Here is a 23,486-nt window from a genome sequence, read left to right on the forward strand (position 1 = left end):
AAGGGACACCATGGCAACACGCACGCTGAGCAGGATCACCATGGTCCTGCTGGCCCCGGCGCTCGCACTCGGGGCCACCGTCGGCCTGGCCTCCGCCCCCGCCTCGGCCGCCGTCTGGAGCTCCTGCGACCAGTGGGGCAACACCTCGCTGAACGGCTACACGCTCTACAACAACATCTGGGGCTCCGGCGCCGGCAGCCAGTGCATCTGGGCCAACTCCGGTACCAACTGGGGCGTCAACGCCAACCACCCCAACACCGGCGGCATCAAGTCCTACCCGAACGCCAAGAAGGTGATCAACAAGTCGATCACCTCGCTCGGTTCGCTGTCCAGCAGCTACAACGTCTCCGTCCCGTCGTCCGGCGCGTACAACACGTCGTACGACATCTGGGACACCAACTACGACTACGAGATCATGCTCTGGATGAACAAGACCGGAGCCGTCGGCCCGCTCGGCACCTCACAGGGCACCCTCACGCTGGGCGGTCACACCTGGACCGTCTACAAGGGCAACAACGGCGCCAACGACGTGTTCTCGTTCATCCGCACCTCGAACTCCAGCTCCGGCACGGTCAACGTCCTGCCGATCCTGAAGTGGATCAAGGACACCAAGGGCTGGTTCGGCAACGTGACCATCGGGGACCTGCAGTTCGGCTTCGAGATCACGTCCTCGTCCGGCGGCCTCAACTTCACCGTCAACAGCGAGAGCGTCACCAGTAGTTGACCGGCTCGACCGGCCGGCCCTCGCCCTGTGCGGGGGTCGGCCCGTGCGGGCGTCAGGGCTCGATCGTCGTCGCGAGCATGCGCCGGATGTCGGCGTCACTCACGAAGGAGCCGTCACAGACGGTGGTCAGCCGCTGGATCGATCCCTGGTGGTCGAGTTCGACGGCGATGATGTCGCGGTCGACCTGCGCACCGGGATTGCTCCGTTCAAGCGCGCCGCCCTGTTCGCTTCCCACGGTGTGCCGTACCGAGGTCTGCTGGGTGCACGGCAGCATCCGGAGCACGTCGGCGAGCGAGCGCCTGATGGCCAACGGGCCTGCCACGGACAGATGGAGCGTCCGGTCCTCGTAGATCCCCTCCGTTGTGAACAGTCTGGCCACGGCGTCGGCCTCGGCGGCCGTCAGCGCGTCGTGCAGAGCCGTCAGTGTGCGGGTGAGTAGACGAGGCGGGGTGGAGTGGACGAACTGTTCGCCCCACTGGGCTGGCAGGGGAGTGGGATTGCGGTATGCCGCGGCCGCGGCCACGCCGTAGTGCCTTCCGTCGGAGTAGTCGATCTGGCGTGTGACCTTTCCGTCGACGAAGTCCATGGCCGCGATGACGCGCATCTCGTTGCCGAACATCCCGGGTGTGTCGGTGAACATGACGACGGCGCTGCGGCTGTCGCCGATGATCCGGGTGGGATAGGACACCGCGCTCGCCGGCCAGGTCGGCATCACGTACGCGAAGTAGTCGTGGTAGGGCTGCCAGGACGGGGAGTAGCCGTTGAAGGCGGCGTCGATGTACGTCAGGCGCGGACGGTGGAAGTGGGACGTGGTGGCCTCGACATCGTGCCGGGACTTCGCCGCGTAGAGGCCGACCAGCCTCCGGACGACTCCGTCGGTCGTGTGGGACCGGTCCAGCGGTGGGTTCGCCGGCGACAACGCGCCCGCCGCCTGCGCCGATGTGCCGCTGCTGAGCACCGGGCCTGCCGCGGCGCCACGCTCGCCGCGCCCAGCAAGGACCTTCGACTCATGTTCATGATTCCGGAAGAGCCCAAGGGGCTGGACGCTGACGAGAGCGGCACCTGGCTGGAGGTCGCCGCCCTGATGACCCGGCTGCCGGCCGCTCTCGACGCGCAGCTTCAGCGTGATGCGGGGAGGAGTCATTCCGAGTACATGATCCTTGCCGGACTGTCCATGTCGACCGACCGCCGCCGGCGGATGAGCGAGCTCGCCGACTTCGTGGCGATCTCGCTCTCCAGGCTCTCCCACACCGCCAAACGCCTTGAGAAACAAGGCTGGTTGTACCGCATCCCCGACCCTGTGAACGGGCGCTTCACCCTGGCCGTGCTCACGGACGCCGGATGGGAGAAGGTCACCGCCGTCGCTCCCACCCATGCCGCCGAAGTCCGGCGACTGGTCTTCGATCCCCTCACCAAGTCCAGCAGCGGCACCTGAAGGAAGCCGGTCGCCGGATCAACCTGGCCATCGGCGAAACGACGGTCGGCTTCCCCGAGTAACACCCCTCGTCCCGCCCGCGAAACGGCTACTCCGCCACCGGCAGCCGCGCCCCGTCCCGCAGGAACAGCGGGATACGGTCCAGGGGCGCCTCGACCGTCACGGCCGCACCGCCCTCGTACGTCTCACCGGTCCACGCGTCCGTCCAGGTCGCGCCCGCCGGGAGGTAGGCCGTGCGGGCCGTGGCGCCGGCGGTCAGGACCGGGGCGACCAGCAGGTCCCGGCCGAAGAGATAGGCGTCGTCCACCGTCCACGTCGCCCGGTCGTCCGGGAACTCCAGGAACAGCGGGCGCATCGGCGGCAGCCCCTCCTCGTGGGCCTCCCGCATCACGTCCAGGACGTACGGCCTCAGGCGTTCGCGCAGGCGCAGGTACTTCGCCAGGATCGGGGCGGCCTCCTCACCGTACGACCAGACCTCGTTGGGGCCGCCGGTCATGTCGGGGCCCAGCGGCATGCCGGGGTCGCGGAAGCCGTGCAGGCGCATCAGCGGGGACAGGGCGCCGAACTGGAACCAGCGGACGATGACTTCGCGGTACGCGGGGTCGTCCGGGTCGCCGCCGTGGAAGCCGCCGATGTCCGTGTTCCACCAAGGGATGCCGGACAGCGCGGTGTTGAGCCCGGCCGCGATCTGGCGGCGCAGCGTCGGGAAGTCGGTGCCGATGTCGCCGGACCACAGGGCGGCGCCGTAGCGCTGACTGCCCGCCCAGGCCGAGCGGTTGAGGGTGATGACCTCGTCGTCTCCGGAACCCGAGGCGAGCAACCCCTCATAGAACGTGCGGGAGTTCTCGGCGGGATAGCTGTTGCCGACCTCCAGGCCCGGGCCCGTCCAGTACCGCAGGTTCTCCTGGAAGCCGGGCTTCAGCTCCGGTTCGCAGGCGTCCAGCCAGAAGGCCGTGATGCCGTACGGGTCCAGGTAGTTCTCCTTCACCTTCGCCCACACGAACTCCCGGGCCTCCGGGTTCGTGGCGTCGTAGAAGGCGACCTGGACGGTGGAGGCGACCCCCTTGTCGGGCCAGTCCGCGTGCGCCATCGGGCCGTACTGCGTGCCGATGAGATAGCCGCGCTGCTCCATCACCGGGTGGTTCTCCGACAGCGGCGACACCGACGGCCAGACGCTGACCACCAACTTGATGCCCAGTTCGGCGAGTTCACTGACCATCGCGCCCGGGTCGGGCCACTCCGCCAGGTCGAACTTCCACTCGCCCAGATGCGTCCAGTGGAAGAAGTCGCAGACGATCGCCGAGATCGGCAGCCCGCGCCGCTTGTACTCCCTTGCCACGGCGAGGAGTTCGTCCTGAGTCCGGTAGCGCAGTTTGCACTGCCAGAAGCCGGCCGCCCACTCCGGCAGCATCGGCGTACGGCCCGTCACCGCGCTGTAGCGGCGCTGGCCGTCAGCCGGGGTGCCCGCGGTGATCCAGTAGTCGATCTGCCGGGCCGAATCGGCCACCCACCGCGTGCCGTTGCGGGCCAGCTCCACACGGCCGATCGCCGGGTTGTTCCACAGCAGGGTGTAGCCGCGGCTGGAGGAGAGCACGGGTATGGAGACCTCGGCGTTGCGCTGCACCAGATCGAGGACCAGGCCCTTCTGGTCCAACTGCCCGTGCTGGTGCTGCCCGAGGCCGAACAGCTTCTCGTCGTCGTAGGCCGCGAAGCGCTGCTCCAGACGGTGGTGTCCGTTGCCGACGGCCGTGTAGAGGCGCGAGCCCGGCCACCAGAAGTGCGCCCGCTCCTCGGCGAGGATCTCCACGCGGTCGTCCGTGCGCAGGAAGCGGATCAGCCCCTCGGCGTCCACCTCGACGGTGAGCGCGCCGACGGTCAACTGCCCCTGCCCGCCCTCGATCTTGACGGTGTACGAGGCCGGCGGGGCGTCCGCGAGCAGCGCGCCTGGCAGTCCGTCGAGGACGGGACCGCCGAGCCGGGCCCGGACCCGGACGGCGTCAGGACCCCACGGTTCGATGCGCAGCGTCTCCTGACGGCCGCTCCACTCCAGCGCGCCGTCCCGCTCGCGCAAGGTGCCGACGGTGGGGGACGACTGCGCGAGGCTCACCGCGCCGGTCGGGGGCTGGTTTTCGGCAGGCAGATTCACGAGGGGTGCTCCCGAAAGGACATGAGGGTGCCGCGGAGGGCACGAATGCTGGGTCAGGAGAGGTGCGGTGCGGAACAGTGCGGGGAGGTGCGGGTCAGGAAGCGGCCGACGGGGCCGGACCCGTACTGGACCGCACCGTCAACTCCGGTGCGATCAGCACGACTTCGTCCTTGCCACGGCCGTCGAGCTTGGCGACCAGGTGGTCCACGGCGTGCCGGCCCATCTCCTGCGCGGGGATGGCGACGGACGTCAGCCGCACCGAGGCCTGCACGGCGACCTGCTCCGGGCAGATCGCCACCACCGACACGTCCTCGGGCACGGCACGGCCCTGTCCGCGCAGCAGGGCGAGCAGCGGCTCCACCGCCGACTCGTTCTGCACGACGAAGCCCGTGGTGCCCGGGCGCTCGTCGAGGATGCGGGCGAGGGTGAGCGCCATCGCGTCGTACCCGCCCTCGCACGGCCGGTGCAGCAGCCGTACGCCCAACTCCTGGGCCCGCGACCGCAGTCCGTCGAGGGTACGCTCGGCGAAGCCGGTGTGCCGCTCGTAGACCGCGGGGGCCTCGCCGATGACAGCGATGTCGCGGTGGCCGAGCATCGCCAGATGCTCGACGCACAGCGCGCCCGTCGCCTTGAAGTCGAGGTCCACACAGGTCAGTTCGGAGGTGTCGGCGGGCAGCCCGATCAGCACGGACGGCTGGTCCGTGCCGCGCAGCAACGGCAGCCGCTCGTCGTCGAGTTCGACGTCCATCAGGATCATCGCGTCGGCGAGCCCGCTGCCGGTGACCCGGCGCACCGCGTCCGGGCCCTCCTCGCCGGTGAGCAGCAGGACGTCGTAGCCGTGCGTACGGGCCGTGGTGGCGACCGCGATGGCGATCTCCATCATCACCGGCACGTACATGTCGGTGCGCAGCGGGATCATCAGCGCGATGATGTTCGACTTGTTGCTGGCCAGGGCTCGCGCGCCCGCGTTCGGGTGGTACCCCAGCTCGCGGATGCTCTGCTCGACCCGCAGCCGGGTGGTCACGGAGATGGACCGCTTCCCGCTGAGGACATAGCTCACCGTGCTCGCCGAGACTCCGGCGTGCTGGGCGACCTCGGCGAGGGTGACCATCCAGCTCTCCAAGCGGTGTGAAGCGCTTCGACAGTGCGCATTACGAACAAGGGCGGGTGAGGATGGTTCGACACTAGCTCTGGCGCGGGGTGGGTGTCCATAGGTTGTCGAAGCGCTTCGACAACACTTTTCCCGGTCCAGCCTCGACCTGGCCTCGGACCGGCCCGGCGGCGGCTGCGGGGTCGTAGCCCAACCGTCCGCGGGTCGTACCCGAACCGTCCCCCGGACGGCCCCCCGACGCAACACCCCATTCCGTCGGACGGCTGCGCGAAGGGTGGTGGGGTCGCCCGGGATCGGGTACTAACGATCGGGTAGCACCCGTCGGTAACCAAACTGGTCCGAGGTCCCGATTCGCGGCGAGGTGACCCTCATGTCCGCACCATCCAGCGATTCCCCCGTCAAAGCCACGGTCTCCGAACGCGAGGCCCGCCAGGTGGCGGAGGCCGCCCGCGAGCAGGAGTGGCGCAGGCCCAGCTTCGCCAAGGAACTCTTCCTCGGCCGCTTCCGGCTCGACCTGGTCCATCCGCACCCCACCCCAGCCCCGGACGACGCCCAGCGCGGGGAGGAGTTCCTCGCCGCGCTCCGCGACTTCTGCGAGACGAAGGTCGACGCGGCGCTCATCGAACGCGAGGCCAGAATCCCCGACGAGGTCATCAACGGTCTCAAGGAACTCGGCGCCCTCGGGATGAAGATCGACACCAAGTACGGCGGGCTCGGTCTCACCCAGGTGTACTACAACAAGGCGCTGGCCCTGGCCGGCTCGGCCTGCCCCGCGATCGGCGTGCTGCTGTCGGCACACCAGTCGATCGGCGTACCGCAGCCGCTGAAGATGTTCGGCACGGACGAGCAGAAGGAGGCCTTCCTCCCGCGCTGCGCCCGCACCGACATCAGCGCCTTCCTGCTCACCGAGCCCGACGTCGGCTCCGACCCGGCCCGCCTCGCCACCAGCGCGGTGCCCGAGGGGGACGACTACCTCCTCGACGGCGTGAAGCTGTGGACCACCAACGGGGTCGTCGCCGACCTGCTCGTCGTGATGGCCCGGGTGCCCAAGAGCGAGGGCCACAAGGGCGGCATCACCGCCTTCGTCGTGGAGAGCGACTCGCCCGGCATCACCGTCGAGAACCGCAACGCCTTCATGGGCCTGCGCGGCATCGAGAACGGCGTCACCCGCTTCCACCAGGTCCGGGTGCCCGCCGCCAACCGCATCGGCCCCGAGGGTGCGGGCCTGAAGATCGCCCTCACCACCCTCAACACCGGCCGCCTCTCGCTGCCCGCGTCCTGCGTCGCGGCCGGCAAGTGGTGCCTGAAGATCGCCCGTGAGTGGTCCGCGGCCCGCGAGCAGTGGGGCAAGCCGATCGCCGACCACGAGGCCGTCGGCGCGAAGATCTCCTTCATCGCGGCGACCACCTTCGCACTGGAGGCGGTCCTCGACCTGTCCTCGCAGATGGCCGACGAGGACCGCAACGACATCCGCATCGAGGGCGCGCTCGCCAAGCTCTACGCCTCCGAGATGGGCTGGCTCATCGCCGACGAACTCGTCCAGATCCGCGGCGGCCGCGGCTTCGAGACGGCGGCCTCCCTCGCGGCCCGCGGCGAGCGGGCGGTCCCGGCCGAACAGGTGCTGCGCGACCTGCGTATCAACCGCATCTTCGAGGGCTCGACCGAGATCATGCACCTGCTGATCGCACGCGAGGCGGTCGACGCCCACCTCTCCGTGGCCGGGGACCTCATCGACCCCGACAAGTCCCTGTCGGACAAGGCGAAGGCGGGCGCGAACGCGGGTGTCTTCTACGCCAAGTGGCTGCCGAAGCTGGTCGCCGGACCGGGTCAACTGCCCGGCTCGTACGGCGAGTTCAAGCGGGAGGTGGATCTCTCCCCGCATCTGCGGTACGTGGAGCGCACCGCCCGCAAACTCGCCCGCTCCACCTTCTACGCCATGTCCCGCTGGCAGGGCCGGATGGAGACCAAGCAGAGCTTCCTGGGCCGGATCGTCGACATCGGCGCGGAACTGTTCGCGATGAGCGCGGCCTGCGTACGGGCCGAACTCCTGCGCAGCCAGGGCGAGAACGGCCGCGAGGCCTACCAACTCGCCGACGCCTTCTGCCGCCAGTCCAGGCTGCGTGTCGAGGAACTCTTCGGCCGCCTGTGGAGCAACACCGACGCCATCGACCGCAAGGTCGTCAAGGGCGTCATGGCGGGCACGTACGCGTGGCTGGAGCAGGGGATCGTCGACCCGTCGGGCGAGGGCCCGTGGATCGCGGACGCGACCCCCGGACCCTCGAAGACCGAGAACGTGCACCGGCCCATCGGGTGAGGTGAGCCGAGAGGTCCTGACCGGTCCTCGGCAACACCCTTTGGTTCAGCAGTACTTGTCGCTCGGATCCCGCGTAGTCCAGGAGCAGGAGTCGACCTTGGTGCCGGTCGCCTTGGTCAGCGTGGCGGTGTCGCTGGTGTTGTTCCAGACGTACGCGGCGCGGCCCTGGTACTTGTTCGACGCGGTGTCCGAGCCCTTGCCGGTGTGCACCTTCATGTACTTGCCGGCGCCGATCTTGATGTTCTTGAAGACGTACTTGTGGTTCGAGGTGTCCTTCAGGATCCAGCCCTTGAGCGAGATCGCCGAGCGACTGGTGTTCTTGATCTGCACCCACTCGCCGTTCAGGCTCGTGTTGGAACGGTTGTCCGAGCCCGGGCTGTCGAACCAGGCCCGGTAGACGATCACCCCGCCGGCGGCCTCGGCGGGTGAGCTGAGCAGGGTGCCGGTCAGTACGGCGGCGCCCGCGAGCGCGGGCAGGGCGGCGCGTATCCGCATGGAAATCCCCCAAGAATTTCGTCCCCCCGACCGAACCTCCCCGGTCGGTAGTGAAGTGTTATCACACGATCTTCACTCAGACTTCACAAAGGGGGTTTCTGCTTCATTCGGCACAGGAAGCGACAAGCCACCCGCGCGAGGGACGCGCTGTCCTCCTTGCGGTCGGATGCGGCAACAATGGAGGGATGAGCGACAGTCCAGCCCCCCTCGCCGACCCGCACCTCGTCTATGACCCGGTCGCGGGCGGCGGTCCGAAGGACGTGGTGATCCTCGGATCCACGGGGTCGATCGGCACCCAGGCCATCGACCTAGTACTGCGCAACCCCGACCGCTTCCGGGTCACCGGCCTGTCCGCCAACGGCGGCCGGGTCGCCCTCCTCGCCGAGCAGGCGCACCGGCTGCGGGTGCGGACCGTCGCGGTGGCCCGAGAGGACGTCGTACCGTCCCTGCGCGAGGCGCTGACCGGCCGCTACGGCGCGGGCGAGCCGCTCCCCGAGATCCTCGCGGGACCTGAGGCGGCCACCCACCTCGCCGCCTCCGACTGCCACACGGTCCTCAACGGCATCACGGGCTCCATCGGCCTCGCCCCGACCCTCGCCGCCCTGGAGGCGGGCCGCGCGCTCGCGCTCGCCAACAAGGAATCGCTCATCGTCGGCGGCCCGCTGGTCAAGGCGCTGGCCAAGCCCGGGCAGATCATCCCGGTCGACTCCGAGCACGCGGCCCTGTTCCAGGCGCTGGCGGCCGGCACCCGGTCCGACGTGCGCAAGCTCGTCGTCACCGCGTCCGGCGGCCCCTTCCGCGGCCGGACGAAGGCCGAACTGGCGGGCGTCAGCGTCGAGGACGCCCTGGCGCACCCCACCTGGGCGATGGGTCCGGTGATCACGATCAACTCGGCGACCCTGGTCAACAAGGGACTGGAGGTCATCGAGGCGCACCTCCTCTACGACATTCCCTTCGACCGCATTGAGGTCGTCGTGCACCCCCAGTCGTATGTCCACTCGATGATTGAGTTCACGGACGGTTCGACGATCGCCCAGGCGACGCCCCCCGACATGCGCGGGCCGATCGCCATCGGGCTCGGCTGGCCGGAGCGGATTCCGGACGCGGCGCCCGCCTTCGACTGGAGCAGGGCCTCGACGTGGGAGTTCTTCCCACTGGACAATGAGGCGTTCCCCTCGGTGAACCTCGCCCGACACGTGGGTGAGCTCGCGGGCACCGCCCCGGCGGTGTTCAATGCGGCCAACGAGGAGTGCGTGGAGGCGTTCCGCGGCGGCGCATTGCCGTTCAACGGGATCATGGAGACCGTGACAAGAGTGGTCGAGGAGCACGGCACACCCGGCGCGGGAACTTCACTCACCGTGTCGGACGTCCTCGAAGCGGAGACCTGGGCACGGGCCCGGGCCCGGGAACTGACAGCGCAGACGGCGACCGCGGAGGCGCGTGCATGACGAGCTTGATGATGATCCTCGGCATAGTCGTCTTCGCGTTCGGCCTGTTGGTCTCGATCGCGTGGCACGAACTGGGGCACCTGTCCACGGCCAAGATGTTCGGCATCAGGGTGCCGCAGTACATGGTCGGCTTCGGGCCGACCCTGTTCTCGCGCAAGCGGGGCGACACCGAGTACGGGTTCAAGGCCATCCCGTTCGGCGGCTACATCCGCATGATCGGCATGTTCCCGCCAGGACCCGACGGCCGCCTGGAGGCCCGCTCCACCTCGCCCTGGCGCGGCATGATCGAGGACGCCCGCTCGGCGGCCTTCGAGGAGCTGCGGCCCGGCGACGAGAGCCGGCTCTTCTACACGCGTGCCCCGTGGAAGCGGGTCATCGTGATGTTCGCGGGCCCGTTCATGAACCTGATCCTGGCGGTGGCGCTCTTCCTCACCGTCCTGATGGGCTTCGGCATCGCCCAGCAGACCACCACGGTCAGCTCGGTCTCCCAGTGCGTGATCGCGCAGAGCGAGAACCGCGACAACTGCACGAAGAAGGACGCGGCCTCCCCGGCCGCGGCGGCGGGCCTCAAGCCCGGCGACAAGATCGTCTCCTTCGCCGGGGTGCGGACGGACGACTGGAACAGGCTCTCCGACCTGATCCGCGCGAACCCCGGCAAGGACGTCCCGATCGTGGTCTCGCGCGACGGCAAGGAGGTCGCCCTCCACGCGACGATCGCCACCAACCAGGTCGCCAAGAAGGACTCCAGCGGCCAGATCGTCCAGGGCAAGTACGTCAACGCCGGCTTCCTCGGCTTCAGCGCCGCCACCGGCGTCGTCAAGCAGGACTTCGGCGACTCGGTGACCTGGATGGGCGACCGGGTCGGTGACGCGGTCGACTCCATCGTCGCGCTGCCGGGCAAGATCCCCGGCCTGTGGGACGCGGCCTTCGGCGACGGAAAGCGCGCCGACGACTCCCCGATGGGCGTGGTCGGCGCGGCCCGGGTGGGCGGCGAGATCTTCACCCTGGACATCCCGGCCAGCCAGCAACTGGCGATGTTCGTCATGCTGGTGGCCGGCTTCAACCTCTCCCTGTTCCTGTTCAACATGCTCCCGCTGCTGCCCCTGGACGGCGGCCATGTCGCGGGTGCCCTGTGGGAGTCCCTGCGCCGCCACACGGCCAAGCTGCTGCGCCGCCCGGACCCCGGTCCGTTCGACGTCGCCAAGCTGATGCCGGTGGCCTACGTGGTGGCGGGCATCTTCGTCTGCTTCACGCTGCTGGTGCTGGTGGCGGACGTGGTTAACCCGGTGAAAATCTCCTAGCCACTCCTGGTTCGCGACGGCCCGGCATCCTTCCTGCCGGGCCGTTCTCCATTGAGTGGGTTTAACCAGTGGGATGTGCCCGGCCCCCCGCCGGTGACGTAATCTCGAAGCCTGGAGCCCGTTGTTCCGGGACCGGGGCCTTGATCCACGACTTGGGGTTGCACAGCAGATGACTGCGATTTCTCTCGGCATGCCGTCCGTACCGACCAGGCTCGCCGAGCGCCGCAAGAGCCGGCAGATCCAGGTCGGTACCGTGGCGGTCGGCGGCGACGCCCCCGTGTCGGTGCAGTCCATGACGACCACGCGTACGTCCGACATCGGCGCGACCCTCCAGCAGATCGCCGAGCTCACCGCGTCCGGCTGCCAGATCGTGCGCGTGGCCTGCCCGACGCAGGACGACGCGGACGCGCTCGCGACCATCGCCAGGAAGTCGCAGCTCCCGGTCATCGCGGACATCCACTTCCAGCCCAAGTACGTGTTCGCGGCGATCGAGGCCGGCTGCGCCGCGGTCCGTGTGAACCCGGGCAACATCAAGCAGTTCGACGACAAGGTCAAGGAGATCGCGCGGGCCGCCAAGGACCACGGCACCCCGATCCGCATCGGCGTGAACGCGGGCTCGCTGGACCGCCGCCTCCTGCAGAAGTACGGCAAGGCGACCCCCGAGGCGCTGGCCGAGTCAGCCCTCTGGGAGGCGTCCCTCTTCGAGGAGCACGACTTCCGGGACATCAAGATCTCGGTCAAGCACAACGACCCGGTCGTGATGGTCGAGGCCTACCGCCAGCTCGCCGCCCAGTGCGACTACCCCCTCCACCTCGGCGTCACCGAGGCCGGCCCCGCCTTCCAGGGCACGATCAAGTCGGCCGTGGCCTTCGGCGCGCTCCTCTCGCAGGGAATCGGCGACACCATCCGCGTCTCGCTCTCCGCGCCCCCGGTCGAGGAGGTCAAGGTCGGCAACCAGATCCTGGAGTCGCTCAACCTCAGGCAGCGCGGCCTGGAGATCGTCTCCTGCCCGTCCTGCGGCCGCGCCCAGGTCGACGTCTACAAGCTCGCCGAGGAAGTCACCGCCGGCCTCACCGGCATGGAGGTCCCCCTCCGCGTCGCCGTCATGGGCTGCGTCGTCAACGGCCCGGGCGAGGCCCGCGAGGCCGACCTCGGCGTCGCCTCCGGCAACGGCAAGGGGCAGATCTTCGTCAAGGGCGAGGTCATCAAGACCGTCCCCGAGTCCAAGATCGTGGAGACCCTCATCGAGGAAGCCATGAAGCTCGCGGAGCAGATGGAGGCGGACGGCATCGCCTCGGGCGAGCCGTCGGTGTCGGTGGCGGGCTGAGTATCGTCCTCGCCGTATCAACGCCGGTCGGCATCTTTCAGCCCGTCCGGCGTTGAGGACGAGGCCGTTCAGGCCGAAGCGGGGGCCTGGGGGCGGCAGATCGCCAGAGGCGGAACGGCATCCGACGCAAGCTACTGAAGGACCGGCAGCACAAACCGGGGCGGCACCGCTCAGCTTCCGCAGGTACAGTGCGGGGATCAGCAGAACCCTCAGGGTGAGGCCCCGCACGTGTTGACCCAGACCACCTCCCGAGTGCTCGAACCGAGCGACCTGGAAGCGGCGCTCGCCGTCCTGAACCGCGAGCCCGTCGCGAACGCCTTCGTGACGTCCCGGGTCCAGATCGCCGGCCTCGACCCCTGGCGGCTCGGCGGCGAGATGTGGGGCTTCTACGAGGACGGCATGCTGACGTCCCTCTGCTACGCGGGCGCCAACCTGGTCCCCATCTGCGCCACCCCCAAGGCCGTACGGTCCTTCGCGGACCGCGCGCGCCGGGCCGGCCGCCGCTGCTCCTCCGTCGTCGGCCCCGCCGAAGCCGTCTCCCAGCTGTGGCGGCTCCTCGAACCGAGCTGGGGCCCGGCCCGCGAGGTCCGTTCCCGCCAGCCCCTCATGGTCGCCGACCGCATGCCCGTCGACATCGCCCCGGATCCCTACGTCCGCCGCATCCGCAAGGACGAGATGGACACGATCATGCCGGCCTGCGTGGCGATGTTCACCGAGGAGGTCGGCGTCTCCCCGCTGGCCGGCGACGGCGGCCTCCTCTACCAGGCCCGGGTCGCCGAACTCGTAAGCGCCGGCCGCTCGTTCGCCCGCGTCGACGAACACGGCAAGGTCGTCTTCAAGGCCGAGATCGGCGCGGCCACCTCGCGGGCCTGCCAGATCCAGGGCGTGTGGGTGGCCCCCGAATACCGGGGGAGAGGCGTCGCGGCCCCCGGCATGGCAGCGGTCCTGCGCTACGCCCTGGCCGACGTGGCCCCCCTGGTGAGCCTGTACGTCAACGACTTCAACACCCCGGCGAGGCGGACGTACCACCGCGTGGGCTTCCAGGAGATCGGCGCCTTCATGAGCGTCCTGTTCTAGTCACCATCAGCCACTTGCAACCCGCACCAGGCAGACGACCGGCACCCCCCTGTACCCTCCCCGCATGGACCTCGTCATCGGCCCCCTCGACCTCTCCGCCCACGTCGACGAGGCCCTCGCCGTCCAGGCCGTAGCCTTCGGACTCGGCGCAGACGAAGTAGCCGTACGCCGCCAGATCGTCCTCCGCCACATGACCCACCCCGGTGCGAGGGCCCTGGGCGCGACCGTCGGACGACACCTCGTCGGGTTCGTCTACGGCATGCCGAACGACCGCGGTCACTGGTGGTCCACCGTCGTCGAGCCGTACCTCCATGAACAGGGCCACGACAACTGGCTCGACGACTCCTTCGTGATCACCGAGCTGCACGTCCACCCGGCCCACCAGAGCCGGGGCATCGGCCGCTCCCTGATCACCACGATCACCGACTCCGCCGCCGAGCCCCGCTCGATCCTCTCCGCGATCGACACCGACAGCCCGGCCCGCGGCCTCTACCACTCCCTCGGCTACCAGGACCTGGCCCGCCGCGTCCTCTTCCCGAGCGCCCCGAAGCCGTACGCGGTCATGGGGGCACCCCTCCCACTCCGCCGCCGATAACCGATTTCCACCCCCGCAGCGCGCCCGGCTAACCTCCTAGCCATCACCCTTTTCCGGCAGGAGTACAAGAACCATGGCGAACGCACCGGTCCAGCGCATGTCCCAGTTGATGGCGAAGACGTTGCGCGACGACCCGGCGGACGCCGAGGTCCTCAGTCACAAGCTCCTCGTCCGGGCCGGTTACGTCCGCCGCACCGCGGCCGGCATCTGGTCCTGGCTGCCGCTGGGCAAGAAGGTGCTGTCCAACGTCGAGCGGATCGTGCGTGAGGAGATGGACGCGATCGGCGCCCAGGAGGTGCTGCTCCCCGCGATCCTGCCCCGGGAGCCGTACGAGGCGACCGGCCGCTGGGACGAGTACGGCCCCGAGCTGTTCCGCCTCCAGGACCGCAAGGGCGGCGACTACCTGCTCGGCCCGACCCACGAGGAGATCTTCACCCTGCTGGTGAAGGACCAGGCGTCCTCCTACAAGGACCTGCCGGTCATCCTCTACCAGATCCAGAACAAGTACCGCGACGAGGCCCGCCCCCGCGCCGGCATCCTGCGCGGCCGCGAGTTCCTGATGAAGGACTCGTACTCCTTCGACACGGAGGACGAGGGTCTCGCCAAGTCGTACGCCCTGCACCGCGAGGCCTATCAGCGGATCTTCGAGCGCCTCGGCCTCGACTACCGCATCTGCGCCGCCACCGCGGGCGCGATGGGCGGCTCCAAGTCGGAGGAGTTCCTGGCACCGGCCGAGGCCGGCGAGGACACCTTCGCGGACTGCCCCAACTGCGACTTCGCGGCCAACACCGAAGCGATCTCGTACGAGTTGAAGCCGGTGGACGCGGCCGGCGTGCCCGCCCTCGAAGAGATCCCGACCCCCGACACCCCCACCATCGAGACCCTCGCCGCCCACCTCGGCGTCCCGGCCTCCGCCACCCTGAAGAACCTCCTGGTGAAGGTCGACGGCGAGATCGTCGCCGTCGGCGTGCCCGGCGACCGCGAGGTCGACATGGACAAGGTCGAGGCCCATTTCGCCCCCGCCGCAGTCGAGTTGGTGACGGCGGAGGACTTCACCGGCCGTCCCGACCTCGTCCGCGGTTACGTCGGTCTGCAGGGCCTGGGCGAGAAGGTCACGTACATCGCCGACCCGCGCGTGGCCCCCGGCACGTCCTGGATCACGGGTGCCAACAAGGAGCACACGCACGCGAAGAACGTCGTCGCCGGGCGGGACTTCGAGGTCGACACGTACGTCGACGTCGTGGTCGTGCAGGAGGGCGACCCCTGCCCGAAGTGCGGTACCGGCCTCAAGCTCGACCGTGCCATCGAGATCGGCCACATCTTCCAGCTGGGCCGCAAGTACGCCGACGCCCTCAAGCTCGACGTCCTCGGCCGGCAGGGCAAGCCGGTCCGCGTCACCATGGGCTCTTACGGCATCGGCGTCTCCCGCGCGGTCGCGGCCCTCGCCGAGCAGACCGCCGACGAGCACGGCCTGGTCTGGCCCCGCGAGGTCGCCCCGGCCGACGTGCACGTCGTCGCGGCCGGCAAGGCCCTCCAGATCGAACTCGCCCTCGACGTCTCCGAGAAGCTGCGCGCCGCAGGACTGCGCGTCCTGGTCGACGACCGGGCCGGTGTCTCCCCGGGCGTGAAGTTCACGGACGCCGAACTCATCGGCGTACCGCAGATCCTGGTGGCCGGCCGCCGTTCCGCAGAGGGCGTCCTGGAGCTCAAGGACCGCAAGTCCGGTGAGCGCGAGGAGCTGACGGTGGACGAGGCGATCGCCCGCCTCACCGCCTGACGCCCTGATTTAAGGCACCTCTCAGGGAGTTCTGCCGAGGCGTATGGGTGCCTCACAGACTTCTCTCAGGCTGTTCCCCGACCGTAGTGGGTGACACAGAGTCACCAGGGAGGGGAACGGCCATGAACAGCAGGGAACGAGGTGCCGCAGCCACGGTCCGCAGAGGGGCCCGGCGCACGGCGGCGACAGCGGCGGCGGTCACCTTGGCGGCCGCCGCCGGGATGTTCGCGCTCATCGGCACGATGGACACGGACACGAGCGCGTCCTCGACGACCACGAGCAGCGACAGCAGCACGACGGACTCGTTCACGTCGAGCAGCTCGTCCAACGGCGGTTCGTCGACGGACAGTTCGACGAGCGACAGCTCCTCGTCGTCCTCGACCGACAGCTCCTCGTCGAGCGGCTCGTCCTCCAGCGGCGGCCTCACCTCCTCCAGCGGCGGTTCCACCGACTCCACGTCGGGGGCGTCGTGATGACCACCGCCCCGCGCATCACTCCGCGCACCACGGCCGCCACCGAGTGGCGTGCCCTCGGCACCGGCGTCCGCCTGGTCGTCACCGACCCGGCCCTGCTCGACTCCTGCAACCTGCTGCTCGCCCGGCACCTCGCCGAGGTGGACGCGGCCTGCAGCCGCTTCCGTGCCGACTCCGAACTCGCCGCCCTCGACACCACCGACGGCCGCCCGGTCCGGGTCAGCCCGCTGCTCGCCCAGGCCCTCGAAGTCGCCCTGCGCGCGGCCGAGTCGACCGACGGAACCGTCGACCCCACGGTCGGTTCGGCGATGGACGCGATCGGCTACGACCGTGACTTCACGCTGGTCCAGGAGGACGACCGGCCGGTCCGGCTCACCGTGAAGCGGGCCCCGGGCTGGCGCACGGTCCGCCTGGACCTCGCGTCGGACACGGTCACCGTCCCGGCGGGCGTCCGCCTCGACCTGGGCGCGACCGCCAAGGCCTGGGCCGCCGACCGGGCCGCCACGATGCTCGCGGAGACGGCCGGCTGCGGAGTGCTGGTGAGCCTCGGCGGCGACACGGCCGTCGCGGGCGAGTCCCCCGCGGACGGCTGGCAGATCCGCGTCCAGGACGTGACCGGCGCGGTCGACCGGACGCCAACTCAGGGACCGTACGCCACAGTCGGCCTGCGCAGCGGCGGCCTCGCCACCTCGGGCACGGCCGCCCGCAACTGGCGCCGAGGCGGCCACGACCTCCACCACATCGTCGACCCCCGCACCGGCCTCCCCGTCCGCTCCCCATGGCGCACGGTCTCGGTCGCGGCCTCCACCTGCGCCGACGCGAACGCGGCGACCACGGCGGCCCTGGTGAAGGGCGCGGACGCGGAACGCTGGCTGACCCAACGGGGCCTGCCTGCACGGCTGGTGGCACACAGCGGGGCGGTCGTCACGACACCCGGCTGGCCCACGGACCGCGCCGACCTGGAGGCAGCCGCATGAGCTCCGAGATCCTCTGGTACGCCAACCGCGCCACCGGCGCCGTCTGCCTGGTCCTCTTCACGGTCGTCGTCCTGCTCGGCATAGCCGTCCGCCTGAGAACCCGGCTCCCCGGCCTGCCCCGGTTCGGCACGGTCTCCCTCCACCGCAGCCTCTCCCTCTCCGCCATGGCCTTCCTGGCCCTGCACATCGCGTTCGCGGTGATCGACAGCTACGTCGACATCACGGTCGTGGACGCCGTCGTCCCGTTCGCCTCGAACTACCAGCCGCTGTGGCTGGGCCTCGGCACGGTCGCCCTCGACCTGATGCTCGCCGTCGTGATCACCAGCCTGCTCCGCGCCCGGATGGGCCACCGCGCCTGGCGCGCCGTGCACTGGCTCGCGTACGCCTCCTGGCCGGTCGCCCTCGTCCACGGCATCGGCATCGGCACGGACACCGGCGCCGACTGGATGACCTGGCTGACCGTCTCCTGCGTGACGGCGGTCGTCGCCGCCATCGGCATCCGCCTCGCGGCCTCCGCCCGCGCCGCCCGCCGCACCCCCGCCGCCCTGCTGCGCACGGCCGAAGGAGCCCGCTCATGACCGCGACCTTCCCCGACCTGTACATGTCCCCGCGCCTGCTCGCCCCCGGCGGCACCCCGGCCGACCTCGCCACGCACCAGCAGCGGTACGGGCCCCTGGCGTACGGCGATCCGGACGGCGTCCTGCGCGCGGTCGCGGAGTCCGGGCTCACCGGGCGCGGGGGAGCGGCGTTCGCGGTGTACCGCAAGCTGGTCGCGGTCGCCGACGCGGGCCGCCGCACCGGCCGAGCCCCCGTGGTTGTCGCCAACGGCGCCGAGGGCGAGCCCGCCAGCCACAAGGACAAGACGCTGCTGCGCCTCTCGCCCCACCTGGTCCTGGACGGACTGCAGATCGCCGCGCAGGCGGTCGGCGCGGACGAGGCCCATCTCGCGGTCGAGGACGGCGCCTCCTACCTGGAGGCCGCGTTGGCCCGGCGTAGCGACCCGCTCCGTGTCAACGTCGTACGGGTGCCGAAGCGGTTCCTGTCGGGGCAGTCCTCGGCGCTGGCCCAGTACATCTCCGGGGCCGCCGCGCTGCCGGCCCACCAGGACCCGCCGGTGCGCGAACGCGGGGTGCGCCGGGCACCGACCCTCGTCCAGAACGTCGAGACGCTGGCCCACGTCGCCCTGGTCGCCCGCTACGGCGCCGACTGGTTCCGCACCGCGGGCACCCCCGCTCAACCCGGCAGCGCCCTGTGCACGGTTCACGTCCCCGGGCGTGAAGTCCGGGTCGTGGAAGCCCCGTTCGGCATGCCACTGGGCCGAATCCTCCCCATAGAAGCCACCACCTCCGCCGTCCTGCTCGGCGGCTACCACGGCACCTGGATCCCGTCCCCCGAGGCAGCCCAACTCCCCCTGGACGCAACCACCATGGGCGCCGGCGTCCTGGCCGCCCTCCCCACCACCCACTGCGGCCTCACCGAAACCGCCCGAGTCCTGCGCTACCTGGCCCTCCAGTCAGCAGGCCAGTGCGGCCCCTGCCTCAACGGCCTCCCGCGCATGGCCGCCGCGTTCCAGTCCCTGGCCGTGCCCGGCCCCCAGGGCACCACCCGCACGGACATCGCCCGCTGGGCAGGCCTGGTGGAGGGCAGAGGTGCCTGCCACCACCCTGACGGCACAACCCGCCTGGTCCGCAGCGCACTTACGACGTTCGCCTCGGAACTAGACGCCCACGCAAGGGGTTTGTGCACGGCAACCGACCGCACACCACTACTCCCAGTCCCCCAGGAGAGCTGACGTGACCCACCCCGCTCAGCACATCGACATCGACTGGGCCGCCTGCCAAGGGCACGGCCTGTGCGCCGAGTTGCTCCCCGACCACATCACCCTCGACGAATGGGGCTACCCGCTGGTGGAGGGGACGCCGGTCCCGGCCCGCACGGCAAAGCGGGCCCGCAGAGCAGCGGAAGACTGCCCGGTCCTAGCTTTGAAATTGGCGATGAGGTAACGCCCTAAAGGGGCGCGGGGAACTGCGCGACCAGCCCCCACTCACCCGCAGCCAAACAACAATCCCTACAGCCACCCGGCAAACTCCAGCAACAACTCGGCATCCGTCAACCGCCCCACGCGCAGTGCCCGCACACCTGACTCAACAGCCCGAAACAACGTCCACCCCCGCAACCGCTCCTGATCCACCTCCAACGACTCGGCAAGCCGCTTGACCCGCCGCCGAGTAGTCCCCGCCCCCGAAGGTGAAGCAATCACGTCCTCCACCCGATCCCGAACCAACCGCGCCAGATCAAACGCACACTCACCCACCACCGGATCAGGCCCCACGGCCAACCAAGGCACCCGCTCACCCGCCAGCACCTTGCTCTGCCGAAAAGTCCCATGCAGCAACCGCACCTCAGGCGGCGCAGCCAACAACTCCTCCCGAGCACCAAGCGCCGCATCGACCAGCGAGACCACGTCCCCGCCGGCCCCCGCCTTCATGGCCTCCGCCTGTCGCCCGGTCCGCTCGGCCACGGTCTCGAAAACATGCCCACCCGGCGGCTCCACCCAAAGCCGTCGCAACGCCCCCGCCGCCTCAAGCAACGCCTTCGCCTCGGGCAACGACCGCACCGAAACATCGGGATGCAACCGCTCCAGCAACAGCACCCCTTCACCCCCGGCCCCGTCCAGCAACTGCACAGCACCGCGCCCGCCCCAGTGCGCCAGCGCGACCCGCTCACTCTGCGGACGAGCCCGAGGCGGCGCCAGCTTGAGCACGGCCGGCGTCCCGTCGGTCCGCCGCACCAGCACCACCAGGCTGCTGCGCCCACCCGGTACCTGCACCCGCTCCACGGTCAACTCGCGTAGCGCGACGGCCTGCTGCGCCGCCGTGGGCAGCTTCTCCAACCAGTCGTCACCGTCCGGTGCCGTCTCACCGAGCGCCCTCACCAGACGCTGCGGCGGTTCGAAAGCCATACGCGAGCAGTTCCTTTCCCCTACGCGTTATCCAGTGGGCGTCACCGAGGGCATCGCCGAGGCCGAACCGTCGGCCGCCCGTTCGGCAAGCCCTGGGAAGGCTACGCTCTCGCCGCGCCAGCGCACCGCCCGCACCGCCGCCTCCCGCACCGCCCCGGCGGCCGTGCGCCGCCGCTCCCCGTCGGTCGCCCGCACCAGGTCGGAGTACACCCCCGCCACCCGGTCCTCCAGCTCCGCGGCGAGCCGCACGGCCGAGGGCGAGTCCGTCACCGGGAAGGGCAGCGCGTACGCGGCCGAGGCCGCGACCGGCGTACCGCCCAGGTCCCGCACCTCCCGCGCCAGCGCGTCCCGCCGGGCCCGATGGGCGTCGTATGCCGACCGGGCCTCCGTCCGACGCCCCTCGCGGATCCGCCCGCCGGCGACCCCGTACCCGTAGACGGCCGCGTGTTCCGCAGCCAGCGCCGCCTGGAAGGCCGCGAGCTCCGCCTTCGCCGCCTTCTTCTCGTCGTCGCTCACCTGGCACCTTCCGTCAGCAGATACGCGTGCGCCGCCCCGGCCGCCGCCACCGAGGCCAGCAGCCGGGCGGGTTCACCGGGTACGTCGAGGAGCGCCGTCGTGCGCCGGTCGGCGAGCGCGCGCTCGGCGGCGGCGAGTTCGACGAGGGCTTCCTGCTCGGTCCCGGGCACGGCGGTACCGGTACCGGTACCTGACGGCGAGGCCGACGGAGACGCCGTACCCGCACTCGCACTCGCACTCGCTCCCGTCCCCGCGCTCTCCTCGCTCCCGGCGTTCCCCGTACTCGGCTTCGCCACCGAACCCCCGAACGCCTCCGCGTGCCGCACGATCTCGGCCCGCAGCGGTGCCAGCCGCTCCGCGAGAGCGGGATACGCGGTGATCACGGCGTCGTAGCGCTCCGCCAGCCCCGAGCTGTCCCGGGCCGCACGCGCGCGTACCCGCGCGGTCGCGGACATGCTGCCGCTGGTGTTCTCCTCGTCCCCGCCGGACCCGGAGGAACAGCCCGCCAGCAGGGCGGCGCCGGCGGCCGAGGCGAGGAGGGTTCTTCTGCGCGGACCCGAGGGGGTGCGCGGTGGCGGGGGGTACGGCACGGCAGTCGTCCTCGAAGGCTCGTACGAATCCGCGGGCGGGAAGGGCGGCCCGCAGGTGATCACCGTACCCGCGCCCCCGCCCGGTGCCCCTCACCGGCACCGCCCGTGTGTACGAGGGCCGTCGGCCGTCCGTACGTGGACGGCAACACACCCCGCGACCGGATACCCTTTGACCAGACACGCGACCTTCCCACAACAGCACACGCGGCCGAGGAGTCACCCGGATGAGCACCACCCAGAGCGAGAGGCTGCGAGAGCTCCTGGAGCCGCTCGTCAACTCCCAGGGACTGGATCTCGAAGAGATCGCGGTGGACTCCGTCGGACGCAAGCGCGTGCTGAGTGTCGTCGTCGACTCCGACACCGGGGCGGACCTGGACCAGATCGCCGATGTGAGCCGCGCGCTCTCGGCGAAGCTCGACGAGACGGACGCGATGGGCGCGGGCGAGTACACGCTCGAGGTCGGCACCCCGGGCGCCGAGCGCCTCCTGAAGGAACACCGGCACTACGTGCGTGCCGTGGGGCGGTTGGTGAAGTTCCAGCCGGTCGAGGGCGACGAGCTGGTCGCCAGGATCCTGGTGGTCGACGACGAGGGCCTCGACCTCGAAGTGCCCGGCGTGAAGGGCCGCAAGCCCACCAGCCGCAGACTCGCCTTCTCCGACATCGACAAGGCGCGCGTGCAGGTCGAGTTCAACCGCAAGGACAACGACAAGTCCGACGAGCAGTCCGACGCGAAGTCCGACGAGAAGGAAGAGGAGGCGTAGCCATGGACATCGACATGAGTGCCCTGCGGGGCTTGGTACGGGAGAAGGAGATCTCCTTCCCCCTGCTGGTCGAGGCGATCGAGTCGGCCCTCCTCATCGCCTACCACCGAACCGAGGGAAGCCGCCGCCACGCGCGCGTGGAGCTCAACCGCGAGAGCGGCCACGTGACGGTGTGGGCGAAGGAGGACCCCGAGGACCTGGAGGAGGGGCAGGAGGCGCGCGAGTTCGACGACACCCCCTCCGACTTCGGCCGTATCGCCGCCACCACCGCCAAGCAGGTCATCCTGCAGCGGCTGCGCGACGCCGAGGACGACGCGACGCTCGGCGAGTACGCCGGCCGCGAGGGCGACATCGTCACGGGCGTGGTCCAGCAGGGCCGCGACCCGAAGAACGTGCTGGTGGACATCGGCAAGCTGGAGGCCATCCTGCCGGTGCAGGAGCAGGTGCCCGGCGAGACGTACCAGCACGGCATGCGGCTGCGGTCGTACGTCGTACGCGTGGCGAAGGGCGTCCGCGGCCCGTCCGTGACCCTCTCCCGCACCCACCCGAACCTGGTGAAGAAGCTCTTCGCGCTGGAGGTGCCGGAGATCGCCGACGGGTCCGTCGAGATCTCCGCGATCGCCCGCGAGGCCGGCCACCGCACCAAGATCGCCGTCCGCTCCACCCGCTCCGGGCTCAACGCCAAGGGCGCGTGCATCGGCCCCATGGGCGGCCGAGTCCGCAATGTGATGGGCGAACTGAACGGCGAGAAGATCGACATCGTCGACTGGTCGGACGACCCGGCGGAGATGGTCGCCAACGCGCTGTCCCCGGCCCGGGTCTCCAAGGTCGAGGTCGTGGACCTCGCGGCCCGCTCCGCGCGCGTGACGGTGCCGGACTACCAGTTGTCGCTGGCCATCGGCAAGGAGGGCCAGAACGCCCGCCTCGCGGCCCGGCTGACAGGCTGGCGGATCGACATCCGGCCCGACACGGAGCAGCCCGAGGAATAGATCTGAGCCGCGGCAGGCTGAGATCACGACAACAGCCGTTCGATTCTTGCCCCAAAGGGGTGAGGTCGGTGCGGGGAGGTAGACTTAAGAGTGTCTGGCCGGACGCGAGCCCGCGCATGCCCTGAGCGCACCTGTGTGGGGTGCCGGGAGCGAGCGGCCAAGAAGGACTTGCTGCGCATCGTGGCGGTCGAGGGCGAGTGCGTCCCCGATCATCGCGGTACGCTGCCCGGCCGGGGTGCTTATGTGCACCCCGCCCTGGTCTGTCTCGACCTGGCGGTACGCCGCCGGGCGTTCACGCGGGCGCTGCGCGCCCCGGGAGCGCTCGACACAAAGGCGTTGCGCTTCTATGTCGAGCAGGCAACACCGTAAGAGCGGGTCGTACGGAACCTCCGTGCGGCCCGGTATTCCGCGAGTTGGAAGTAGGTCGAGATTGCGATGAGCACTCGATGAGCACGCGATGAGTACGCC

24 protein-coding genes are annotated in these 23,486 nt (G+C 70.2%); 16 read left to right on the plus strand and 8 right to left on the minus strand.

The features are described 5' to 3' along the window. The first annotated feature begins 10 nt into the window (after nt 1–10). Nucleotides 11–724 carry a glycoside hydrolase family 12 protein gene (locus tag M2283_RS46085; RefSeq protein WP_280882590.1) on the plus strand — a complete coding sequence of 238 codons (714 nt, stop codon included), beginning with the start codon at nt 11–13 and terminating at the stop codon, nt 722–724. A 52-nt stretch (nt 725–776) separates the two neighbouring features. Here M2283_RS46085 and M2283_RS46090 read toward each other — a convergent pair whose 3' ends face one another. Beyond that, on the minus strand, nt 777–1,682 hold the full coding sequence (locus M2283_RS46090) for a hypothetical protein (RefSeq protein ID WP_280882591.1): 906 nt from the start codon (nt 1,680–1,682) through the stop codon (nt 777–779). 51 nt (nt 1,683–1,733) lie between these two features. On the opposite strand from M2283_RS46090, the gene M2283_RS46095 reads away from it, so the two are divergent. Further along, nucleotides 1,734–2,159 carry a MarR family winged helix-turn-helix transcriptional regulator gene (locus tag M2283_RS46095; RefSeq protein ID WP_348538984.1) on the plus strand — a complete coding sequence of 142 codons (426 nt, stop codon included), beginning with the start codon at nt 1,734–1,736 and terminating at the stop codon, nt 2,157–2,159. Between the two features lie 88 nt (nt 2,160–2,247). On the opposite strand, the gene M2283_RS46100 is transcribed toward M2283_RS46095, so the two are convergent. Together M2283_RS46100 and M2283_RS46105 are read right to left on the minus strand one after the other, a co-directional pair. After that, entirely contained in the window at nt 2,248–4,305 is a 2,058-nt protein-coding gene (locus M2283_RS46100) for a glycoside hydrolase family 31 protein (protein ID WP_280882592.1), read from the minus strand. 94 nt (nt 4,306–4,399) lie between these two features. Further along, nucleotides 4,400–5,416: a LacI family DNA-binding transcriptional regulator gene (locus M2283_RS46105; protein WP_280882593.1), complete on the minus strand. Its 1,017-nt coding sequence runs from the start codon at nt 5,414–5,416 to the stop codon at nt 4,400–4,402. 370 nt (nt 5,417–5,786) lie between these two features. On the opposite strand from M2283_RS46105, the gene M2283_RS46110 reads away from it, so the two are divergent. Beyond that, complete coding sequence (locus tag M2283_RS46110; protein WP_280882594.1) at nt 5,787–7,730, plus strand: acyl-CoA dehydrogenase family protein; 1,944 nt, start codon at nt 5,787–5,789, stop codon at nt 7,728–7,730. A gap of 45 nt (nt 7,731–7,775) precedes the next feature. Here M2283_RS46110 and M2283_RS46115 read toward each other — a convergent pair whose 3' ends face one another. Further along, entirely contained in the window at nt 7,776–8,225 is a 450-nt protein-coding gene (locus M2283_RS46115; RefSeq protein WP_280882595.1) for a lamin tail domain-containing protein, read from the minus strand. Nucleotides 8,226–8,410: 185 nt separating this feature from the next. Here M2283_RS46115 and dxr point away from each other — a divergent pair, with 185 nt between their 5' ends. The 6 genes from dxr to M2283_RS46145 all read left to right on the plus strand — a co-directional run bounded on the left by dxr (nt 8,411) and on the right by M2283_RS46145 (nt 15,750). Next, complete coding sequence (gene dxr, locus M2283_RS46120) at nt 8,411–9,673, plus strand: 1-deoxy-D-xylulose-5-phosphate reductoisomerase (protein ID WP_280882596.1); 1,263 nt, start codon at nt 8,411–8,413, stop codon at nt 9,671–9,673. A gap of 8 nt (nt 9,674–9,681) precedes the next feature. Next, on the plus strand, nt 9,682–10,974 hold the full coding sequence (locus tag M2283_RS46125) for a M50 family metallopeptidase (RefSeq protein WP_280882630.1): 1,293 nt from the start codon (nt 9,682–9,684) through the stop codon (nt 10,972–10,974). 169 nt (nt 10,975–11,143) lie between these two features. Further along, a complete protein-coding gene (ispG, locus tag M2283_RS46130; RefSeq protein WP_280882597.1) occupies nt 11,144–12,301 on the plus strand; it encodes a flavodoxin-dependent (E)-4-hydroxy-3-methylbut-2-enyl-diphosphate synthase in 1,158 nt (385 codons plus the stop codon). Between the two features lie 228 nt (nt 12,302–12,529). Beyond that, nucleotides 12,530–13,378, plus strand: coding sequence for a GNAT family N-acetyltransferase (locus tag M2283_RS46135; RefSeq protein WP_280882598.1), 849 nt, complete (start codon nt 12,530–12,532; stop codon nt 13,376–13,378). Nucleotides 13,379–13,442: 64 nt separating this feature from the next. Continuing rightward, complete coding sequence (locus M2283_RS46140) at nt 13,443–13,973, plus strand: GNAT family N-acetyltransferase (RefSeq protein WP_280882599.1); 531 nt, start codon at nt 13,443–13,445, stop codon at nt 13,971–13,973. Nucleotides 13,974–14,046: 73 nt separating this feature from the next. Beyond that, complete coding sequence (locus M2283_RS46145) at nt 14,047–15,750, plus strand: proline--tRNA ligase (RefSeq protein WP_280882600.1); 1,704 nt, start codon at nt 14,047–14,049, stop codon at nt 15,748–15,750. 52 nt (nt 15,751–15,802) lie between these two features. Here the strand turns inward: M2283_RS46145 and M2283_RS46150 are convergent, their stop codons facing one another. Then, nucleotides 15,803–16,207 carry a hypothetical protein gene (locus M2283_RS46150; RefSeq protein WP_280882601.1) on the minus strand — a complete coding sequence of 135 codons (405 nt, stop codon included), beginning with the start codon at nt 16,205–16,207 and terminating at the stop codon, nt 15,803–15,805. Between the two features lie 15 nt (nt 16,208–16,222). Here M2283_RS46150 and M2283_RS46155 point away from each other — a divergent pair, with 15 nt between their 5' ends. Genes M2283_RS46155 through M2283_RS46170 form a run of 4 tightly spaced genes read left to right on the plus strand, consistent with a single transcriptional unit; the run spans nt 16,223 to nt 19,203 of the window. Then, a complete protein-coding gene (locus M2283_RS46155; protein ID WP_280882602.1) occupies nt 16,223–17,200 on the plus strand; it encodes an FAD:protein FMN transferase in 978 nt (325 codons plus the stop codon). Continuing rightward, complete coding sequence (locus M2283_RS46160) at nt 17,197–17,778, plus strand: ferric reductase-like transmembrane domain-containing protein (protein WP_280882603.1); 582 nt, start codon at nt 17,197–17,199, stop codon at nt 17,776–17,778. The genes M2283_RS46155 and M2283_RS46160 overlap by 4 nt, the downstream gene beginning before the upstream one ends. Further along, on the plus strand, nt 17,775–18,992 hold the full coding sequence (locus M2283_RS46165; protein WP_280882604.1) for an NADH-ubiquinone oxidoreductase-F iron-sulfur binding region domain-containing protein: 1,218 nt from the start codon (nt 17,775–17,777) through the stop codon (nt 18,990–18,992). The genes M2283_RS46160 and M2283_RS46165 overlap by 4 nt, the downstream gene beginning before the upstream one ends. Before the next feature lies 1 nt (nt 18,993). Continuing rightward, nucleotides 18,994–19,203: a ferredoxin gene (locus M2283_RS46170; protein ID WP_280882605.1), complete on the plus strand. Its 210-nt coding sequence runs from the start codon at nt 18,994–18,996 to the stop codon at nt 19,201–19,203. 65 nt (nt 19,204–19,268) lie between these two features. Here M2283_RS46170 and M2283_RS46175 read toward each other — a convergent pair whose 3' ends face one another. From M2283_RS46175 to M2283_RS46185, 3 genes are read right to left on the minus strand one after another with little or no spacing between them, the layout of a single operon-like run. Then, nucleotides 19,269–20,162, minus strand: coding sequence for an aminoglycoside phosphotransferase family protein (locus tag M2283_RS46175; RefSeq protein ID WP_280882606.1), 894 nt, complete (start codon nt 20,160–20,162; stop codon nt 19,269–19,271). Nucleotides 20,163–20,189: 27 nt separating this feature from the next. Further along, complete coding sequence (locus M2283_RS46180) at nt 20,190–20,678, minus strand: ferritin-like domain-containing protein (protein WP_280882607.1); 489 nt, start codon at nt 20,676–20,678, stop codon at nt 20,190–20,192. After that, a complete protein-coding gene (locus M2283_RS46185; protein WP_280882608.1) occupies nt 20,675–21,268 on the minus strand; it encodes a hypothetical protein in 594 nt (197 codons plus the stop codon). The genes M2283_RS46180 and M2283_RS46185 overlap by 4 nt, the downstream gene beginning before the upstream one ends. Nucleotides 21,269–21,492: 224 nt before the next feature. On the opposite strand from M2283_RS46185, the gene rimP reads away from it, so the two are divergent. The 3 genes from rimP (at nt 21,493) to M2283_RS46200 (ending at nt 23,387) form a co-directional block, all read left to right on the plus strand. After that, a complete protein-coding gene (gene rimP / locus M2283_RS46190; RefSeq protein WP_280882609.1) occupies nt 21,493–22,029 on the plus strand; it encodes a ribosome maturation factor RimP in 537 nt (178 codons plus the stop codon). A gap of 2 nt (nt 22,030–22,031) precedes the next feature. Continuing rightward, nucleotides 22,032–23,018: a transcription termination factor NusA gene (nusA, locus tag M2283_RS46195; protein WP_280882610.1), complete on the plus strand. Its 987-nt coding sequence runs from the start codon at nt 22,032–22,034 to the stop codon at nt 23,016–23,018. A 90-nt stretch (nt 23,019–23,108) separates the two neighbouring features. Beyond that, entirely contained in the window at nt 23,109–23,387 is a 279-nt protein-coding gene (locus M2283_RS46200; protein WP_123997354.1) for a YlxR family protein, read from the plus strand. Nucleotides 23,388–23,486: the final 99 nt, after the last annotated feature.

The organism is Streptomyces pseudovenezuelae (assembly GCF_029892565.1).
Classification (GTDB): domain Bacteria; phylum Actinomycetota; class Actinomycetes; order Streptomycetales; family Streptomycetaceae; genus Streptomyces; species Streptomyces pseudovenezuelae_A.

Excerpts from the sequence above, each read along its gene's own strand:
- M2283_RS46085 (WP_280882590.1), top strand. The coding sequence starts at position 11 with ATGGCAACACGCACGCTGAGCAGGATCACCATGGTCCTGCTGGCCCCG.
- M2283_RS46095 (WP_348538984.1), top strand. The coding sequence starts at position 1,734 with ATGTTCATGATTCCGGAAGAGCCCAAGGGGCTGGACGCTGACGAGAGC.
- M2283_RS46105 (WP_280882593.1), bottom strand. The coding sequence starts at position 5,416 with ATGGTCACCCTCGCCGAGGTCGCCCAGCACGCCGGAGTCTCGGCGAGC.
- M2283_RS46110 (WP_280882594.1), top strand. The coding sequence starts at position 5,787 with ATGTCCGCACCATCCAGCGATTCCCCCGTCAAAGCCACGGTCTCCGAA.
- M2283_RS46115 (WP_280882595.1), bottom strand. The coding sequence starts at position 8,225 with ATGCGGATACGCGCCGCCCTGCCCGCGCTCGCGGGCGCCGCCGTACTG.
- dxr (WP_280882596.1), top strand. The coding sequence starts at position 8,411 with ATGAGCGACAGTCCAGCCCCCCTCGCCGACCCGCACCTCGTCTATGAC.
- M2283_RS46125 (WP_280882630.1), top strand. The coding sequence starts at position 9,682 with ATGATGATCCTCGGCATAGTCGTCTTCGCGTTCGGCCTGTTGGTCTCG.
- ispG (WP_280882597.1), top strand. The coding sequence starts at position 11,144 with ATGACTGCGATTTCTCTCGGCATGCCGTCCGTACCGACCAGGCTCGCC.
- M2283_RS46140 (WP_280882599.1), top strand. The coding sequence starts at position 13,443 with ATGGACCTCGTCATCGGCCCCCTCGACCTCTCCGCCCACGTCGACGAG.
- M2283_RS46145 (WP_280882600.1), top strand. The coding sequence starts at position 14,047 with ATGGCGAACGCACCGGTCCAGCGCATGTCCCAGTTGATGGCGAAGACG.
- M2283_RS46155 (WP_280882602.1), top strand. The coding sequence starts at position 16,223 with ATGACCACCGCCCCGCGCATCACTCCGCGCACCACGGCCGCCACCGAG.
- M2283_RS46160 (WP_280882603.1), top strand. The coding sequence starts at position 17,197 with ATGAGCTCCGAGATCCTCTGGTACGCCAACCGCGCCACCGGCGCCGTC.
- M2283_RS46165 (WP_280882604.1), top strand. The coding sequence starts at position 17,775 with ATGACCGCGACCTTCCCCGACCTGTACATGTCCCCGCGCCTGCTCGCC.
- M2283_RS46175 (WP_280882606.1), bottom strand. The coding sequence starts at position 20,162 with ATGGCTTTCGAACCGCCGCAGCGTCTGGTGAGGGCGCTCGGTGAGACG.
- rimP (WP_280882609.1), top strand. The coding sequence starts at position 21,493 with ATGAGCACCACCCAGAGCGAGAGGCTGCGAGAGCTCCTGGAGCCGCTC.
- nusA (WP_280882610.1), top strand. The coding sequence starts at position 22,032 with ATGGACATCGACATGAGTGCCCTGCGGGGCTTGGTACGGGAGAAGGAG.